Raw genomic sequence first — 18324 nt, 5'->3', positions numbered from 1 at the left:
CAGTGAGCCCGACATGAAAGCCATGCATCGCATCATCGATCAGGCTCGCGACCTGCCGATGCGTATCGTCCTCTCCGAAGCCGAAGACACGCGCGTGCTTCAGGCGGCGGAACGCGCGCACAAGGAAGGCATCGCGCGCATCGTGCTCGTGGGCGCGCGAGCGCGTGCGTTTCAGATTGCGGATGGCGCGGGCATCGATCTCGAAGGCATCGACGTGATCGATCCTTCTCATTCCTCACATACCGAACGCTTCGCGGAGGAGCTTTTCGCGCTGCGCGAGAAGAAAGGCATGACGCCCGATCAGGCGCGCGCCGCCGTGCTCGATCCGCTCTGCTTCGCGAACCTGATGGTGCGCACGGGCGAGGCGGACGGCTCCGTGTCCGGCGCGGTCAACACGACGGCGGACGTCGTGCGCAACGCGATACAGATCATCGGCGTGCGGCCTTCGTTCAAGCTTGTTTCGAGTTTCTTTCTGATGATGCTGTGCGAGCCTTTCCATACGATGAAAGGCGGCCTCATCTTTTCCGATTGCGCGCTCGTCGTCGAGCCGAATGCAGAGCAGCTCGCCGAAATCGCGCTGGCCGCCGCCGACAGTGCGCGCAGCCTCCTGATGGAAGATGCGCGCGTCGCAATGCTGTCGTTCTCGACGAGCGGCAGCGCGCACCATGCAGCCGTCGACAAGGTTATCGATGCGACGCGGCGCGTGAAGGAAGCGCGCCCCGTCCTCGCCATCGACGGCGACGTGCAGCTCGATGCGGCGATCGTCGCGGAGATCGCAATGCGCAAGGTGCATCACTCGCAGATCGAAGGCCACGCGAATACGCTGATCTTCCCGAGTCTCGAAGCGGGCAACATCGGCTACAAGCTCGCGGAGCGCATCGGCGGCGCGAAGGCTATCGGACCCTTGCTGCAAGGGCTCGCCAAACCTGCCAACGATCTGTCGCGCGGCTGCAGCGCCGACGATATCTATCACGTGATCGCCGTGACCTGCGTGCAGGCGCAGGCCGCGCGGCATCAGACGGCGTGAGTGCGCATCATGGATACGCGAGCCGATACCGAAGCGTTCGTTCAACCTGAATCGACGGAAAGCGCGGCGCTCATCGACCACGCCGCGCGCACGGACACGCCTACGCTGCGCGCGTTCAGCGTGCTCGAACATCTCGTCGCGGCGAAGGGCGCGCTGTCGCTCGCGGAACTCGCGAACATCATCGGGCAGCCGAAGGCCTCGCTGCATCGCATGTTGCAATCGCTCGAAGCGGGCGGCTTCGTCGCGCGTGAGCCGGGACAAAAGAATGCGTACGTGATCGGCCCGCGCCTCGAACGGCTCGGCGTCGACGTGATGATGCACAGCGGCGCCAGGCGTCAGCGCCACGCGATTCTGGAGCGTCTCGTCGCCGATCTCGGCGAGACCTGCAACCTGAGCACGCTGCACGACACGCAGGTGCTCTATCTCGACCGCTGCGAATCGCCGTGGGCGCTGCGGCTCGAACTCAAGCCCGGCTCGCACGTGCCCGCGCATTGCAGCGCGAGCGGCAAGCTCCTTCTTTCGACGATGCCGCGCGACGAACGCGCCGCGCTCATCCGCGCGATGCGGCTCGAACGCTTCACACCGAACACCCTCGACGATCCGAACCTGCTCGAAGCGGAACTGGATCGCATCGCGCACAAGGGCATCGCTGTCGATAACGAGGAGTTCGTGCTGGGCATCGCGTGCGTCGCCGTGCCGGTGTTCGATTCGCGCGGCAAATGCATCGCGGCCATCGCCGTGCATGGTCCGGTGTCGCGCATGGCGCTGTCGCGCGCGCTGACCTTCGTGCCGCGTCTTCAGGAAGCCGCTGCCGATCTCACGGCGACCTTCTGACGCGCCGCAGCATCGATATTTCGGATGGCGAATTAATCTCAGGGACAACCCGAACCGCCCTCCTGCTTCTGAATCGGATTTCGCATTTTCCGTTTCACTTTCGCGAGCTTCCGCGCTTTTCTCTTGGCTTCCTTGCCCGCTTCTTCCACATTGAACGAAACGCAAACGAAACGATTCGTTCCAAAAGAAGACTTCAGGAGACAGGTGTCATGCAGCAGGAAGTCGATTACGTCATCGTCGGTGCGGGCTCAGCGGGTTGCGTGCTGGCCAACCGTCTGAGCGCCGACCCGTCCAACGTCGTCATGTTGCTAGAAGCGGGCGGCCCAGACACGAGCCCGTGGATTCATATTCCCGTCGGCTACTTCAAGACGATGCACGATCCCGAGCTCGACTGGTGTTATCGCACCGAAGCGGACGATGCGGTCGCCGGACGCAGCATCGACTGGCCGCGTGGCAAGGTGCTCGGCGGCTCCAGCTCGCTCAACGGGCTGCTCTATGTGCGCGGCCAGCGTGAAGACTACGACCGCTGGGCCGAGCTCGGCAACGCCGGATGGAGTTATAGGGACGTGCTGCCCTACTTCAAGAAGTCGGAAGATCAGGAGCACGGCGCGAGCGAGTATCACGGCGCGGGCGGGCCATTGAAGGTATCGGACCTGCGTTTGCGTCGCCCGATCGCGGATCACTTCATCGCGGCGGCGCAGGAGATCGGCATCCCGTTCAACACGGACTACAACGGCGCGACGCAGGAAGGCGTCGGCTATTTTCAGCAGACCGCTTATAAGGGTCTTCGCTGGAGCACCGCGAAGGGCTTTCTCAAGCCGGTGCGCGATCGCCGCAATCTCATCGTGCAGACGCGTGCGCAGACCCGCAAGGTAGTGTTCAACGGCAAGGAAGCGACGGGCATCGAGTACGTGCATGAAGGCGTCGTGAAGACGGTTCGTGCACGCGTCGAAGTGATTCTCGCGGCCGGCGCAATCGGCTCGCCGCAGATTCTGCAGAACTCGGGCATCGGTCCCGCGAGCGTGCTGAACAATGCGGGCGTACAGGTCAGGCACGAGCTGCCCGGCGTCGGCCGCAATCTCCAGGATCATCTGCAAGTGCGGCTCGTCTTCAAGACGCGCGAGCGCACGCTCAACGACGAGGTCAACAATCCGCTGAAGAAGGCGCTGGTCGGTCTGCAATACGCGCTATCGCGCACCGGGCCGCTCACGCTCGCGGCGAGTCAGGTCGCGATCTTCACGCGCTCGTCGCCGGACGTCGCGCGTCCCGACATCCAGTTTCACATGCAGCCCCTTTCCGCCGACAAACCCGGCCAGGGCGCGCATCCGTTCTCGGCGTTCACGTCGTCGGTGTGTCAGTTGCGGCCGCACAGCCGCGGCAGCGTCGAGATCCGCTCGAACGATCCGCTGAACTATCCGGCGATTCACGCGAACTATCTTTCCGACGAACGCGATCATCCCGTCGTGATCGGCGGCATCAAGGTGGCGCGCCGCATCGCCGCCGCGCCTTCGCTCGCGAAGCACATCGTGTCGGAGTTCATTCCCGGTTCGCAGTACCAGACGGATGCCGAGCTGCTCGATGTCGCGCGCAAGTTCAGCCAGTCGATCTATCACCCGGCGGGCACCTGCAAGATGGGCAGCGACGCGCTCGCGGTCGTCGACGAACGCCTGAAGCTGCGCGGCATCGGACGCCTGCGCGTGGTCGATGCGTCGATCATGCCGGAGCTGGTGTCGGGCAACACGAACGCCCCCGTCATCATGATCGCGGAGAAAGCCGCCGACATGATTCTCGAAGACCGGCGCTATCAGCACGTCACGCGCGTGGAAGACGTACCCGAAGTCGTTGTGGAAAAACCCGTGGCCCACGCAGGCCAGAGAGACTGAACACAAGTCTCAAACACATCAGGAGACAACCATGAACGCACTGCCCCGAACCGATGGCAAGCAGATGAGAAAGGTCGTCGTCGCCAGCCTCATCGGCGCGACAATCGAGTGGTACGATTTTTTTCTATACGGCGTGGTCGCCGGCATCGTCTTCAACAAGCTGTATTTCCCGAGCAGCGATCCGCTCATCTCGACGATGCTCGCCTACGGCACGTTCGCCGTCGGCTTTCTGAGCCGGCCGTTGGGCGGCGTGATCTTCGGCCATTTCGGCGATCGCGTCGGCAGAAAGAGCATGCTCGTGATGACGCTGACGATCATGGGCGTCGCGACGGTGTTGATCGGCATGGTGCCGACGTATGCGCAGATCGGCATCTGGGCGCCTTCGCTGCTGCTGTTCCTGCGCGTGCTGCAAGGCATCGGACTCGGCGGTGAATGGGGCGGTGCGGTGCTGATGGCCTTCGAATATGCGCCCGAGAACAAGCGCGGCTTTTACGCGAGCATTCCGCAGATCGGTCTCGCGCTCGGGCTGTGTCTTTCGTCGGGTGTCGTCGCGGGGCTGTCGCTCACGCTGACCGATGCGCAGTTCCTTGCGTGGGGCTGGCGCGTCGCGTTCTTCCTGTCGTTCGCGCTCGTGGTCATCGGCATGTATATCCGCCTGAACGTGATGGAAACGCCGGAATTCGCGCGCATCCAGAAGACGGGCAGCGAAGTGCGCATGCCTATCCTCGAAGTGATCTCGAAGTATCCCGGCAACACGATCGCGGGCATGGGCGCACGTTTCATCGACGGCGTGTTCTTCAATGTGTTCGGCGTGTTCTCGATTTCGTATCTCACGGGGACGCTGCATCTGCAACGCACCGATGCGCTGCTCGGCGTGATGGTCGCCGCGTTCGTGATGATCTTCACGATTCCGTTCTTCGGGCGCCTTTCGGACCGCGTCGGGCGTGCACGCATCTACTTTTGGGGCTCGCTCGCGACGGGACTCTCCGCGTTCTTCGGCTTCTGGCTGATGAAAAACAGCGGCGGCAACACGATGCTCGCGTGGCTCGCGGTCGTGATTCCGCTGGGCGTGGTGTATGCATCGATCTATGGTCCGGAAGCCGCGCTCTTCTCCGAACTCTTCGATGCGAAGGTGCGCTATTCGGGCATATCGTTCGTGTATCAGTTCTCGGGCATCTTCGCGAGCGGCATCAGCCCGATCGTCGCGACCTGGCTCTTGCAGCGCAACGGCGGCGATCCGTGGATGATCGCGGGATATTGCCTCGCGGCGGGCATCATCAGTGCGCTGTCGGCGGCATGGGTCGGATTGAGGCAGCGGCGTGAGATGGCGTTTTCCGTGGGCTGATCCTTCTCGCGTGAACATCGACAGCCGCTGCGCCGGACCATCGGCGCGGCGGCTTTTTGTTGCACTGGCAAGCGGTGCAAGCCGCACGTAATATCTGGATATCACCAGAACATTTCGCAGGAGACATGCATGCCCACCCGCCCAGCCGCCACGCTTTGGGCGCAGCTTTTCGAACGTTCGCGGGTCTCGGGGATGAGCCTGCAGAACCAGATCCGTCAGATGATCGTCAATGCGATCCTGAGCGGTCATATCGCGCCCGATTCCGCGTTGCCTTCGAGCCGAGAACTCGCCGATCAGCTCAACGTGTCGCGCAATACCGTCGTGCTCGCGTATCAGCAACTCGTCGAAGAAGGCTATCTCGTGTCGCGCGAACGCAGCGGCCATTTCGTGAATCCCGCGACCGATGAATTGCAGCGCGGCTTCACCGCGACGGGCGTCGCCGACACGACGGCCATCGATGCACAGCAAGGTCATCCCGACTGGAGCGCGCGCATCCGGCACGCGCCCTCGCATCAGCGCAATATCGTCAAGCCGTCGAACTGGCAGAGCTACGAATATCCCTTCATTTACGGGCAATTCGATACCGAACTGTTTCCGACGAGCGACTGGCGCGAGAGCTGCATGCACGGGCTGTCGGTGATGGAGATCCGCAACTGGGCGCCCGATCTGATCGAACGCGACGACGAGACGCTCGTCGAACAAATTCGCACGCGCGTGCTGCCGCGCCGCGGCGTGTTCGCGATGCCCGACGAGATCGTCGTCACGAACGGCTGTCAACAGGCGCTGTATCTGATGGGCGATCTGCTTTGCGCGACGCAAACGAAAGTCGGCATGGAGAACCCCGGCTATCCCGATGCGCGCAATATCTTCCAGCATCACAACGCGCAAATCGTTCCGCTGGAGGTCGATGAAGACGGCGTGGTCATCGACGATGAAAGCGTGATCGCCCAGTGCGATTACGTGTATGTCACGCCGAGCCATCAATGCCCCACTACGGTGACGATGCCGATCGAGCGGCGGCGCAGGCTGCTGGATCTTTCGGTGAAGCACGATTTCATCGTCATCGAGGATGACTACGAGAGCGAGAACACGTTTTCCGGCACGCCGCATCCGGCGTTGAAGAGCCTCGATACGGCGGAGCGCGTCGTGTATATCGGTTCGTTGTCGAAGACGCTCGCGCCGGGGTTGCGGCTCGGGTATATCGTCGCGCCGCGCACCTTGATACGCGAATTGCGCGCGCTGCGCCGACTGATGATCCGGCATCCGGCCGCCTACATTCAGCGCGCCTTCGCGACTTTTCTCGCGCTCGGTCATCACGACACGCTGTTGCGCAAGCTCGGGCGCGTCTACAAGGAGCGCGCCGAAGTGCTGATGGATGCGCTCGCCACGCATCTGCCGGAGTTGCGTGCATCGAAGGTGACGGGCGGCGCATCGTGCTGGGTCGAAGGTCCGCCGTGGCTCGACGCGACGCGCCTCGCGAAAGACGCGCAAGCGCTCGGCGTGCTGATCGAACCGGGCAGCGTGTTCTTCGCCGATCCCGCCGATGGTCAGCGATGCTTCCGCATGGGCTTTTCAGCGATACGCGCGGAGCTGATCGAGCCGGGCGTGCGGGCGCTGGCTCAGGTCGTGCAGCAGCGGCGCCCTTGAGCCTGCGCGCTCACTTCCACGGGGCCATCGCATGAAACACGCCGTCGCGTCGCACGAGCGCATGAAACAGCGCGGCCGCGAGATGCACGACGATCAACGCGAAGAAGCACAGCGCGAGAAAGCGATGCGCGTTCCAGAGCAGCGTGTGCAATGAATTGCTATGAGGAAGAAGCGACGGCAAGCGCCAGCCGCAGATCACGACGGGATAGTCAGCCGCCGACAGCATCCCGTAGCCGAGCAGCGGCAACGCAATCATCAGCGCATAAAAAGCGTAGTGCGAGAGATGCGCGGCGAGCTTCATCGGCTCGGGCATGTTCGCGGGCAGCGGCGGCGCACCGCGCGCAATTCGCACCGCGAGACGAATCAGCGCGAGCACGAGTATCGCGATGCCGAGCGGCTTGTGGATGGACACGAGCGTCAGATAGTCCGGCTTCACTGTCGACACCATGCCAACGCCGATGAACAGCATCGCGAGAATGCATATCGCCATGATCCAGTGCAGGGCGCGTTGCAGCGGCGAGAACCGCTCGTTGATCGCGTTCATGGCTTGGCTCCTTGCGCGGGCGTGTGCGGGTAGTCCTTGTCCTCGGCGGTGCGTCGATTGAACGATACGGAATACGCGGCCGAGCGCGCGGCGGGGAAGGGATCGTCGGACACGCGCATGCCGGATGGCAGCACGGTCGGGTCGAAGTTGATATCGCGGCACGCACCGTCGGGCTCGGGCTCGATGGCCTTGACGACGAGCGTGCCCACTTCCACCGTGTGCCGGTCTTCGGGCCACGCCTTGCTCGGGTCGGCGGTGGGATCGCCGGGATTGGCGACGGTGACGACCATCGCCCAGCGTTGCGGCCCGCTCTGCACGCGCTGCGTGATCTCGGCATCGAGGAAATTTGCGCCCTTCTGCTTCAGCTCGTCCGGTGTCAGGTTCTCGGGCTTTGCGGCGGGAATGAAGGACCAGCGCACCGTCTGATCCTGTCCTTCCGCATTCGTGAAGACGAAGCTGTTCAGGCTGTTGTAGCGCTCGTCCGCATACGAGGCCGTCCACGGCGCGCTGCCCGCCCAGGCGCCGAACGCGCCGATTTCCGGATGCGCGGCGGCGAATTTCTGCATGGACTCGGGGTCGTTCTTGTTCGCGAGCGCACGCTGCAGGTCGTAGAAGGCCTGCGGGGTCGCGACGGGGAAGAACGGAGCGTCGATCATCGCGGAGCGCCACTCGCTTGCATCGGGCATCACGATGCGCAGGCTCAGGCCGCGCACACGGGCCATTGCGTCGGATGCTTTCGGGTCCGGCGTCGCGAGATTGAACCGGCCCGTGACGGGATACGTGCCCGGCATGAACATTTTCGCTTTGGAGAGCGCCGCGCCCGAACCGTTCGATTCGAAATCGCCGGTGAAGCAGATGCCCTTCGCGTGATTGCGCCTGAACCCCGGCACCGCGCCGCCGGGCGGCGCCAGGCTGCCGACGATCTTCGCCGGCGTGAGGCGATTCGGCGTGAGCCAACCTCCCGTGTAGGCGAAGGCCGCGACCAGCACGACGACGACGGCCGCGATGAGGATCAGCGCGGGAAGGGGCGAACGGGGGGAAGCGGGTTTGTCAGCCATCGTAGTCTCTCGATCAACGATTCTGTTGCACGGTAATCTAGCAGCGTGAGGGGAATCGTGCCAGCAACGCGCAAAATTCGCAGATACCCCTGTTTGCCTGGAGTTGCCCGCATGACGCAGAACATTTACGACGACCCGGATTTCTTTTCGGGTTATAGCCGGCTGAATCGATCGATTCACGGGCTCGATGGCGCGCCGGAATGGCCCGCGCTGCGCGCGCTCTTGCCGGAGATGCGCGGGCTCCGCGTGCTCGATCTGGGATGCGGATATGGATGGTTCTGTAGATGGGCGGCCGAACATGGCGCGGCGCATGTGTCGGGTGTGGATGTGTCGGAGAAGATGCTCGAACGGGCCGGAGCGTTGAATGCGCATCCGGCGGTTGTGTATCGGCTCGGCGATCTGGAAAGCATCGAATTGGCCGATTCGAGTTTCGAGCTTGTGTATAGCTCGCTCGCGTTTCATTACATAGAGAATCTGCGGCGCCTGATGCTTGCGATTCGTCGGGCGCTCGTGCCGGGCGGCAGGCTCGTTTTCTCGATCGAGCATCCGATTTATATGGCGCCGCGCAATCCCGCGTTCGATGTGGACCGCGATGGACGCAAGATCTGGCCGCTCGACGGTTACCAGAACGAAGGCGCGCGCGTGACGAACTGGCTCGCGGAAGGCGTCGTGAAGCAGCATCGGACGATGGGGACGCTCGTCAATACGCTCATCGATTGCGGATTTAGGCTCAGACGGTTGATCGAGTGGGGACCGACGCAAGAGCAGCTCAGCGCGATGCCCGCGCTGGAGGAAGAGGTCGAGCGGCCGATGATGGCGATTGTCGCGGTGGAACGGTGAGGGGCGCAGCGACCCCGCGTCCCATCCGCGTTCGAACGCGCCAACCCTACCCGGTTTTCAAAACCCGCAACGCAACCGCCCCCGCCGCCTCGCTCTCCGCATTCTGCTTCGCCTCTCGCATCGACAGATAGCGCAGACAGCACACGCGCAGAAACGACGCGAAGTTGGTCGGCACCTCGCCGCGCAACGCGATCAATTCGTCGTAGAGCTTGACGGCGAACTGGCTCGTCGTCAGATTTTCGCGCCCGGCAATTTCCTGCAGCACGTCCCAGAACAGATTTTCGAGCCGGACCGTCGTGATCACGCCATGAATGCGCAGCGAACGCGTGCGCGATTCATAGAGGATCGGGTCGGCGTTGATATACACCCCACACATGACGAAAGCCTCCACAAAACGGGCCGCCGCGCGCGCGCACGACGGCCAACTGAAAAAGCTACTCCGCTACGTGTCGACCGGCAATCGCGTCAAACCCTGCGCTGCTTCATCTGCCCGGCGATGTAATCCGCCTGCCGGATCGCCAGCGTGACGATCGTGAGCGTCGGGTTTTCCGCGGCGCCCGTCGTGAACTGGCTGCCATCGGAGATGAACAGGTTCGCCACTTCGTGCGTCTGGCCGTGCGAATTGCAGACGCCATCGCTGGCTTTCGCGCTCATGCGGACCGTGCCGAGATTGTGCGTCGATGGATACGGCGGCACGAGATACGTCGCCTTCGCGCCCGCCGCTTCGTACACCGCGCTGCCCTGCTTGTACGCGTGCTCGCGCATCGCTTCGTCGTTCGGATGATCGTCGAAGTGAACGTTCGGCACCGGCAGGCCGTACTGATCCTTCACGTCGGTATTGAGCGTGATGCGGTTCGATTCGCGCGGCATGTCCTCGCCGACGATCCACATGCCCGCCGTGTACTGATACTGATCCATCGCTGCCGCGAAGTTCGGCCCCCAGGAGCCCGGATCGAGAAACGCCGCGTAGAACGGCAGCCCGAGCGAAAGCGTCTCCAGGTGATAGCCGCCCGCGAAGCCGCGCTTCGGATCGAACACGGATTCGTCCTCGATGATGCCGGCCATCGTCGTGCCCTTGTACATCTCGACCTTGTCGTTGAACACGCCATAGACCGAGCCTGTGGTGTGCCGCATGTAGTTGCGGCCCACCTGGCCCGAGCCGTTCGCGAGGCCATCGGGGAACTTGCTCGAATGCGAGTTGAGCAACAGGCGCGGCGTCTCGATCGCATTGCCCGCCACGGCGACGACGCGCGCCTTCTGCCGCTGCAGCTTGCCGTCCTTGTCGTAGTAGACGACGCCTGTCGCCTTGCCGCGCGCATCGTGCTCGATCTTGACGACATGCGACTGCGGGCGCAGTTCCATGCGGCCCGTCGCCTGCGCGCGCGGCAGCTCGGTGTAGAGCGTCGACCACTTCGCGCCCGTGCGGCAGCCCTGAAAGCAGAAACCGCGCTGGAAGCAGTGCGTGCGATCGTCGCGCACCGTGCTGTTGATCGCCATGTGGCCGGTGTTGCACTCCTTGTAGCCGAGCTTCGTTGCACCCGCCGACATGACCTTGAAATTGTTGTTCCCCGGCAGGCCCGTATTGCCGTTCGTGCGCGTCACGCCCATCTTCTTCTCGGCGCGGTCATAGTAAGGATCGAGTTCCGCGCGCGTGACCGGCCAGTCGAGCAGATTGGCGTCCTGCACGTCGCCGTAGGTCGTCTTCGCCTTGAACTCGTGCGGCTGGATGCGCAGGCTCGCGCCCGCCCAGTGAACGGTGGTCCCGCCTACCGTCTTGCAGATCCACGCGGGCAGGTTCGGAAAGTCCTTCGCGACGCGCCAGTTACCCGACGTCGTGCGATTGTCGAGCCACGAGAGCTGCTTGAACGCGCTCCACTCTTCCGTCGCGAAATCACCCTGCGTGTGCATCGCGCCCGCTTCGAGTACGACCACGTCGACGCCCTTCTGCGCGAGTTCGTTGGCGAGCGTCCCGCCACCCGCCCCGGATCCGATGATGACCACGACGTGATCGTCGGTGTGTCTGAACTGCACCTTGTTGTCCGTATACATGTCTGTCTCCGTTTTCCGTCGGATCGCTCTGATGGGTTAGCTGTCTTTCGGAATCGGGCCGCTGTCGGCCGCGGGCGGATCGGGCAGCCACGTCAGGTTATTGAAGCCCTGATAGAGATAGCCGCCATCGCCCTTCGACGCCCCATAGCCGAAGTGCTCGTAGGCCAGCGGATTGCTGTACAGGGAAACCACGGCCGTGCTGCGAACCGTGCTGAAGAACGGCGTGCCCGCGAGCGCGGCGACGTCCTGCGCCTTGTCGTTCGCGCCGCGCTTCGTCCAGTCGGCGCCGGCTTTCGCATCGAGTTGCGCGACGCCGTCGGCGAGTTGTTGACGCACTGCGGGATCGGCTTTCGCCTTGGCATCGAGATCCTTGACGACGAGCGCGTAGACAGCGTCATCGAGCGTCGCGTGCGGATAGATCTGCCGGGTCACCTGCAGCAGCACCTCGCCCTGATGCGTGCTGAGCCCCTGCATTTCGAGCGCCCAGACGCGGCTCGGCGCGAGACTCGCGAAAATCGACGTCGCGGCGATCGTGCCGACCAGCACGCCGGTGCCGCGCAGGAATTCGCGTCGTGTCAGTGCGATCTTCGGCGGGGCGGCGGCGATTTCATCGTGATCGTGATCGTGATGATGTCCAGCATCGTGCGCGCGCCGCTGCGCGACGATCGGAATGATCGTGTCTCGCATGTCTCTCTCCTTGTGGGGTGCTGCAACAACTTTTGTATGTGGTCCCGCGGTGCCGCCGTGACTACTCGTAATGCCCGTGACGCTCCAGCACTTCGATCTTGTAACCGTCCGGATCCTGAATGAAGAAATATCGCGCGATCAGCGAGCCGTCGTCGTTCTTGAACTCGCGCACGTCGTTGGGCGTAAGCCCCAGGCCGATGAGACGCTCGCGCTCCGTCTTCACATCCGGCACGCTCACCGCGACATGGCCGTAGCCGTCGCCATGCGTATAAGGTTCGGCGCGCCCCTTGTTCCAGGTGAGTTCGAGCTCGGCGTGCGTTTCATCGTTGCGGAGATAGGCGAGCGTGAAGTCCGGAAAATCCAGCCGATGCGCAACGCCGAGATTGAAAGCCTTCTGATAGAAATCGAGCGAGCGTTGCAGATCCTGCACGCGAATCATCGTGTGAATGAGTTTCGACATGGGCGCCTCCTCCTTGTGAGTCAAGTGTAGGAAGCGGCGCGCGCAAAGGGTAATGGCGGGTTAAATCGGGCAGTAGGCGTTTCCCCGAGGGCGCACGCGCGCCGGCCGGGGAAATCGAGCCGCTACGACAACATCCAGGTGCGCGCGAAGTCATCGAAACGCGCGATCTCTTCGGCTCGCCACTGCGCGCTTCGTCCCAGCTCTTCCGCGATGATCCGGGCGACTTCCGGCGCGGCGTCGCGGGCGGCGGCGGCATCGAGAAACAGCGCACGATTGCGCCGCGCCAGCACATCTTCGACACAGCGCGCGAGTTCGGCCCGAACCGCGAAGCGCGTCTGCGCCTCGGTCAGCCCGCTGGCCTTCACCAGCACGTTATGCGCGCCGGGCAGACGTTCGATAGCGGCTGCATCGGAACCGTAATGGCCGTGCTGCTCCGCCGTCGCGCCATGCAGCGGCAACGACGCCGTGCGGCATGGCGCCTCCGGCAACAGCCGCTTCGCGACGGCCAGATCGATAACCTGCTGCGCCATCAGGCGATACGTCGTCCACTTGCCGCCCGTCACGGTGATCATGCCCGTCGCGTTCATTTCGATCGTATGTTCGCGCGAGAGCGCCGCCGTCGATGCGTTCGAGTCGGCCTTCACGAGCGGACGAAGGCCCGCCCATACGCTCAGGACATCGTCGCGCGAAGGCTTCACGGACAGATAATCCGACGCCGTCGCGAGAATGAAGTCGATGTCCTCGTCGCTCGCGCGCGGGTCGAGCGGCAAGTCCTGACGCGGCGTATCTGTCGTGCCGACGATCGTGTGGCCGTGCCACGGCACCATGAAAAGCACGCGTCCGTCTTTCGTCTTCGGCACGAGAATCGCGTCGTTGCTTTGCAGGAAGCGGCCCGGCAACGTGAGATGAACGCCCTGGCTCGGCGCCACGATCGGGCGCACGCCGGGCTCGGCCATCGCGCGGATCGAATCGACCCAGACGCCTGTCGCGTTGACGAGGCAGCGCGCGCCGACGTCGAGGCTATCGCCCGTTTCGACGTCCGTCACCGACACGCGATGATGCCCCGCCGCGCGATCGAAACCGATGCCGCGCACGGCCGCATTGTTCAGCGCGAGCCCGCCGAGATCGAACAGCGTGCGCATCAGCGCGATGGCGAGACGCGCGTCGTCGAACTGGCCGTCGCAGTAGAGCGTGCCGCCGCGCAGAGCGTGACCGTCGAGGGAATCGGCGAGCATCGGCGATATCGCCCGCGTTTCCCCGAGGCTTAGGCTGCGGCTCGCGCCGAGGTTCGACGCGCCCGCGAGCCAGTCGTACATCTTCAGTCCCGCGCCGTAGATCAGCTTGTCGCCGAAGCGATACGCCGGAACGACGAAGCCGAGCGCATGCACGAGATGCGGCGCGTTGCGCGCGAGCAGGCCGCGCTCGCGCAGCGCCTCGCGCACGAGCGGGATGTTGCCCTGCGCGAGATAACGCACGCCGCCATGAACGAGCTTCGTCGCCTTGCTCGACGTGCCCTTGGCGAAGTCGCGCGCCTCCAGCAGCAAGGTCCGGTAACCGCGCGAGGCCGCATCGACGGCCGTGCCGAGACCGCTCGCGCCGCCGCCGATCACGACGACATCGAATACGGGCGTCTTGTCGAGTTCGCGCAGCAGCGATGCGCGGTCGGAAGGCTTGGTGTCTGTCACTGGTAGTCGTACTAGCGCTTTGCGGGATCGATCGGCGTGCCGTCCTTGTGCACGAAGCGGCCATCGGCGTTGGCGCTCATCATGTCGATATCGGAGCAGGTCGTGAGGTCTTCATACACGCGGCTGCCGACCTCAAGATACACGGCCACCCTGTCCGAACGGTTGATCATGTGATGGCCGTTGCCCGTGCCCTTCGGAAACGCCGCGCAATCGCCCGCGCGCAAGGTCGTTTCGCCTTCGTCTTCGATCAGCACCAGTTCGCCTTCGAGAACATGAACGAACTCATCCTCGTGCGAATGCCAGTGACGCTGGCTCGACCATCCGCCCGGCGGCAGATGCATCAGATTCACGCCGAAATCGCCGAGACCGCCCGCCTCGCCGAGACGCTGGCGGGTGCGATCGGCGCACGGCGCATCGAAGGGCGGCGGATATCCCGAGCCTTTTATCCGGGGCACGGCGGCGAGATCGATCTTCGGCATGGCAAGCCTATGTGTTGGCGATCAGCAGTTCTTCGGCATTGTTCGGCGGACGCAGGCCATCGGTTCTGTTCGCGAAGTATCGCTGTGTCAGATCCTCGGCCGAAACGTGGCGCGCGTCCTTGAAGCCCGCATCGTGAGCCAGCGCCTTAATTTGAGCCGGCGTGAAGAAGCTGATGAACGGCGTGCCGCTCGCACGCGCGCCCTTTTCCGCCATCTCCAGACCCGGACGCACGTCGGGGTCCGCGAGTTCGATCGGCAGCAGGAAGGTCATCGCGAAGGTCGATCCCGATGCAAAGCCCGCGACTTCGCGCAACGTGGCGGCGTTCGCTTCCTTCGTGAGATACATGCTGACGCCCGTCGATACGACGATTGCGGGCCTGCTCTCATCGAAACCGTTCTGCACGAGCTTCTCGCGCCACGATTCTCCCGCTTCGAAATCCACGGGCACGAAATGCAGCCGCTCCGGCACGCCGTAGCCGAGTTCGATCAGACGCCGACGCTTCCACGCCTGCGGTCCCGGCGGATCGACTTCGAAAATATTCAGCCGCGCGGCGATCTCCGGCCGGCGTTGCGCGAAGCTGTCGAGACCCGCGCCGAGGATGACGTACTGCGCGACATCGCGATCGAGCGCTTCCGTGACGAGATCTTCGATGAAGCGCGCACGCGCCACGATCGACGCGCGAAAAGGCCGCGTGAACTGCGGGTTCATGTCGCCGCGTTCGCGCCAGTTCGCATTGGGCGCGAGCAGTTCGAGGCCGATGGGGTCTTCCAGCACATGCGGCGGCGCATCGGCTTCGGCGTGCAGCGCGCGCCACATCGCGACGCGTGCGGCGGTGCTGTCGGGCGCCTCGTTGATGTTGTCGTTCATGGTTCAGCGTTCGATCGAATCGATGAGGTTGTAAGCACAGAATGTCTCACACTTCGACGGCGTCGTCTCGACCACTACAATCGGTACTTTCGCTGCACACGAACAAGGACGCGAACATGGCGCAGGCGCCGCGCATCGACCGGAATGAAGCAAGCAGCACGCAGAACGAACGCCGCTGGCTCACCATCGGCGGACCCATCCTCTTTCTGCTTCTCTGGTCCGCGGGATTTCCGATTGCGAAGACCGGCCTGCACTACGCGTCGCCGCTCACGTTTCTATCGATACGCTTTGCGTTGAGCGTCGGCGTGCTGCTCGCCGTATGCGCGATCAAGCGGCCGCGATGGCCGAGCAATGCGCGCGCGTGGCTGCATCTCGGCGTCGTCGGCTTTCTCGTGCAGGTCATGTACTTCGGGCTCAGCTATCTGTCGATGACGGCGGGCATCGCGACCTCCGTGCTCGCGTTGATCGTGTCCCTGCAGCCGATTCTCGTCGGCGTGCTCGCGCCGAAGTTCGTCGGCGAACGAATCGGCGTGCGACGCTGGATCGGCCTGCTGCTCGGGCTCGCAGGCGCGGCGGGCGTGATCGCCGCACGCGGGCCGCTGCATGCGGATTCGCTCGGACCGGTGCTGCTCGCGATCGGCGCGCTCATCGGCATCACGGGCGCAATGCTGTACGAGAAGCGGCTCGGCACGGCGCAGGATCCGATCACGTCGAACCTCGTGCAATACAGCGTCGGCTTCGTGTTCTGCGCGCCGATGGCGCTCGCCTTCGAGCACACGCAAGTGCAATGGACGCCCACGTTCATCGCGACGCTCGCCTATCTCGTGATAGGCAATTCGCTGATCGCGATCACGCTGCTGCTCGCGATGACCCGCGCGGGCAAGGTATCGCAAGTGGCGTCGCTGTTCTTCTTCATCCCGCCCGCGGCGGCCGTGCTGTCTTACTTCTTCCTCGGCGAAGTGCTGCCGGCAGCCGCATGGTGGGCGATGGGCGTCGCGGTGCTCGGCGTCGCGATTGCGACATGGACGCCGCGCAAGTGAGCGCTCAATGCGAATGCTTCGGCACTTCCGCGCCACGGCAGCCGACGAGAAAGTCGAAGTCGCAACCTTCGTCGGCTTGCAGCACGTGCTCCACATATAGCTTGCGATAGCCGCTGCGATCCTCGGGAATCTCGCTCTTCGCCGCAAGCCACGCATCGAGACGCGTGCGGATTTCATCGTCGTCGATATCGATGCGCAGCACGCCCTTGTCGCAATCGAGTTCGATCCAGTCGCCATCGCGCACGATCGCAAGCGGCCCGCCCGCGCGCGCCTCGGGCGCGACGTGCAGCACCACCGTGCCATACGCCGTGCCGCTCATGCGCGCATCCGATACGCGCACCATGTCCGTCACGCCTTGCGCCAGCAGCTTCGGCGGCAAGCCCATGTTGCCGACTTCGGCCATGCCCGGATAGCCCTTCGGCCCGCAGTTCTTCATCACGAGCACGGAGTCCGCCGTGACATCGAGATCGGGATCGGCGATGCGCTGCTTGTAGTCGTCGAAATTCTCGAAGACGACCGCGCGGCCGCGATGCTTCAGAAGCGCGGCCGTCGCCGCCGATGGCTTCAGCACCGCGCCGTTCGGCGCGAGATTGCCGCGCAGCACGCACAATCCGCCATCCGCGACGAGCGGCTTTTCGATCGGCCGGATCACTTCGTCGTTGTAGAGCGGCGCTTCCTTCACGTTCTCCCAGAGCGTGCGGCCGTTCGCGGTGAGCGCATCGGGATGCGGAATCAGGTTCGCTTCGCCGAGACGTCTCAACACCGCGGGCAAACCGCCCGCGTAGTAAAACTCTTCCATCAGGAAGCGCCCCGAAGGCTGCAGATCGACGAGCGTCGGCGTGCCGCGGCCGATGCGCGTCCAGTCGTCGAGTTCGAGCTTCACGCCGATGCGTCCCGCGATCGCCTTCAGGTGAATCGCGGCATTCGTCGAGCCGCCGATCGCCGCATTCGCGCGGATCGCATTCTCGAAGGCCTCGCGCGTGAGCAGCTTCGAGAGACGCAAATCTTCCAGCGCCATCTCGACGATGCGCATGCCCGACAGATGCGCGAGCACGTAGCGCCGCGAATCGACGGCCGGAATCGCCGCATTGTGCGGCAGCGTGACGCCGAGCGCTTCGGCCATGCACGCCATCGTCGATGCGGTGCCCATCGTGTTGCAGGTACCCGTCGAGCGCGACATGCCCGCTTCCGCCGACATGAATTCGTGGATCGAAATCTTGCCCGCCTTGACCTGCTCGCTCAGTTGCCACACGACGGTGCCCGAGCCGATGTCGCGGCCGTGGTGCTTGCCGTTCAACATCGGGCCGCCGGACACGACGATCGCGGGCACGTCGCAGCTCGCCGCGCCCATCAGGAGCGCGGGCGTCGTCTTGTCGCAACCGACGAGCAGCACGACGGCATCGACGGGATTGCCGCGTATCGCTTCCTCGACATCCATGCTCGCGAGATTGCGCGTGAACATCGCGGTGGGCCGCAGGTTCGATTCGCCGTTCGAGAACACCGGAAACTCGACGGGAAAGCCGCCGGCTTCATACACCCCGCGCTTCACGTGCTCGGCGATCTTGCGAAAGTGCGAGTTGCACGGCGTTAGTTCGGACCACGTATTACATATGCCGATGATCGGCTTGCCCGCGAACTCGTGATCCGGAATGCCCTGGTTTTTCATCCAGCTCCGGTACATGAAGCCGTTCTTGTCGGCGGTGCCGAACCACGCGGCCGAGCGGAGCTTGGTTTTGGGGGCGCTCATGGCTGTGCTCACTCTGCGAGAAAGTTGTATAAATAGCATGACTATATCGATGACACGCACCGGGAAAACGCTAATCGCAACGTCAAAACAGTCTGCATATAGTTTGTCTATTGAAGTCGGCGCGCGGGCTT

17 protein-coding genes are annotated in these 18324 nt (G+C 63.8%); 7 read left to right on the top strand and 10 right to left on the bottom strand.

Annotated elements, in window-relative coordinates; genetic code table 11:
- Nucleotides 1-13 precede the first annotated feature (13 nt).
- From pta to ACEN42_RS25620, 5 genes are all read left to right on the top strand, one after another.
- Entirely contained in the window at nucleotides 14-1027 is a 1014-nt protein-coding gene (gene pta, locus ACEN42_RS25640; RefSeq protein ID WP_371884761.1) for a phosphate acetyltransferase, read from the top strand.
- Nucleotides 1028-1036: 9 nt separating this feature from the next.
- Complete coding sequence (locus tag ACEN42_RS25635; RefSeq protein ID WP_250486411.1) at nucleotides 1037-1861, top strand: IclR family transcriptional regulator; 825 nt, start codon at nucleotides 1037-1039, stop codon at nucleotides 1859-1861.
- Between the two features lie 209 nt (nucleotides 1862-2070).
- The gene (locus tag ACEN42_RS25630) at nucleotides 2071-3744 is read left to right on the top strand and encodes a GMC family oxidoreductase (protein ID WP_371884760.1); all 1674 of its coding nucleotides are present in this window, start codon (nucleotides 2071-2073) and stop codon (nucleotides 3742-3744) included.
- A 31-nt stretch (nucleotides 3745-3775) separates the two neighbouring features.
- Nucleotides 3776-5089 (top strand): MFS transporter, encoded by a 1314-nt coding sequence (locus ACEN42_RS25625; protein WP_238216996.1) that lies wholly within the window; start codon nucleotides 3776-3778, stop codon nucleotides 5087-5089.
- 129 nt (nucleotides 5090-5218) lie between these two features.
- Entirely contained in the window at nucleotides 5219-6736 is a 1518-nt protein-coding gene (locus ACEN42_RS25620; RefSeq protein WP_187606981.1) for a PLP-dependent aminotransferase family protein, read from the top strand.
- A 10-nt stretch (nucleotides 6737-6746) separates the two neighbouring features.
- Here the strand turns inward: ACEN42_RS25620 and ACEN42_RS25615 are convergent, their stop codons facing one another.
- The gene (locus ACEN42_RS25615; RefSeq protein WP_309883089.1) at nucleotides 6747-7280 is read right to left on the bottom strand and encodes a cytochrome b; all 534 of its coding nucleotides are present in this window, start codon (nucleotides 7278-7280) and stop codon (nucleotides 6747-6749) included.
- A complete protein-coding gene (locus tag ACEN42_RS25610; protein WP_238294844.1) occupies nucleotides 7277-8338 on the bottom strand; it encodes a catalase family peroxidase in 1062 nt (353 codons plus the stop codon). The genes ACEN42_RS25615 and ACEN42_RS25610 overlap by 4 nt, the downstream gene beginning before the upstream one ends.
- Nucleotides 8339-8449: 111 nt before the next feature.
- Here ACEN42_RS25610 and ACEN42_RS25605 point away from each other — a divergent pair, with 111 nt between their 5' ends.
- Complete coding sequence (locus ACEN42_RS25605) at nucleotides 8450-9178, top strand: class I SAM-dependent methyltransferase (protein ID WP_371884759.1); 729 nt, start codon at nucleotides 8450-8452, stop codon at nucleotides 9176-9178.
- A 46-nt stretch (nucleotides 9179-9224) separates the two neighbouring features.
- Here ACEN42_RS25605 and ACEN42_RS25600 read toward each other — a convergent pair whose 3' ends face one another.
- From ACEN42_RS25600 to ACEN42_RS25570, 7 genes are all read right to left on the bottom strand, one after another.
- Nucleotides 9225-9554 (bottom strand): ribbon-helix-helix domain-containing protein, encoded by a 330-nt coding sequence (locus ACEN42_RS25600; protein WP_035500266.1) that lies wholly within the window; start codon nucleotides 9552-9554, stop codon nucleotides 9225-9227.
- Between the two features lie 89 nt (nucleotides 9555-9643).
- Nucleotides 9644-11227, bottom strand: a complete 1584-nt coding sequence (locus tag ACEN42_RS25595) for a GMC family oxidoreductase (protein ID WP_371884758.1) — start codon at nucleotides 11225-11227, stop codon at nucleotides 9644-9646.
- Between the two features lie 36 nt (nucleotides 11228-11263).
- Nucleotides 11264-11914, bottom strand: a complete 651-nt coding sequence (locus tag ACEN42_RS25590; protein WP_187606976.1) for a twin-arginine translocation signal domain-containing protein — start codon at nucleotides 11912-11914, stop codon at nucleotides 11264-11266.
- Nucleotides 11915-11975: 61 nt separating this feature from the next.
- Complete coding sequence (locus tag ACEN42_RS25585) at nucleotides 11976-12374, bottom strand: VOC family protein (protein WP_187606975.1); 399 nt, start codon at nucleotides 12372-12374, stop codon at nucleotides 11976-11978.
- 122 nt (nucleotides 12375-12496) lie between these two features.
- Entirely contained in the window at nucleotides 12497-14059 is a 1563-nt protein-coding gene (locus tag ACEN42_RS25580; protein WP_371884757.1) for an FAD-dependent oxidoreductase, read from the bottom strand.
- Nucleotides 14060-14070: 11 nt separating this feature from the next.
- Nucleotides 14071-14538, bottom strand: coding sequence for a cupin domain-containing protein (locus tag ACEN42_RS25575; RefSeq protein ID WP_371884756.1), 468 nt, complete (start codon nucleotides 14536-14538; stop codon nucleotides 14071-14073).
- A 7-nt stretch (nucleotides 14539-14545) separates the two neighbouring features.
- Nucleotides 14546-15406, bottom strand: coding sequence for a class I SAM-dependent methyltransferase (locus ACEN42_RS25570; protein ID WP_371884755.1), 861 nt, complete (start codon nucleotides 15404-15406; stop codon nucleotides 14546-14548).
- A gap of 116 nt (nucleotides 15407-15522) precedes the next feature.
- On the opposite strand from ACEN42_RS25570, the gene ACEN42_RS25565 reads away from it, so the two are divergent.
- Nucleotides 15523-16446 (top strand): DMT family transporter, encoded by a 924-nt coding sequence (locus ACEN42_RS25565; protein WP_187606971.1) that lies wholly within the window; start codon nucleotides 15523-15525, stop codon nucleotides 16444-16446.
- Nucleotides 16447-16450: 4 nt separating this feature from the next.
- Here ACEN42_RS25565 and ACEN42_RS25560 read toward each other — a convergent pair whose 3' ends face one another.
- The gene (locus tag ACEN42_RS25560; protein ID WP_238216978.1) at nucleotides 16451-18193 is read right to left on the bottom strand and encodes an IlvD/Edd family dehydratase; all 1743 of its coding nucleotides are present in this window, start codon (nucleotides 18191-18193) and stop codon (nucleotides 16451-16453) included.
- Nucleotides 18194-18324 lie beyond the last annotated feature (131 nt).

The sequence above is a fragment of the Caballeronia sp. S22 genome (assembly GCF_964261745.1).
GTDB lineage: Bacteria > Pseudomonadota > Gammaproteobacteria > Burkholderiales > Burkholderiaceae > Caballeronia > Caballeronia jiangsuensis.
The sequence above is the reverse complement of the archived record's forward strand: the minus strand, read 5'-3'. Positions and strand labels throughout refer to the sequence as shown.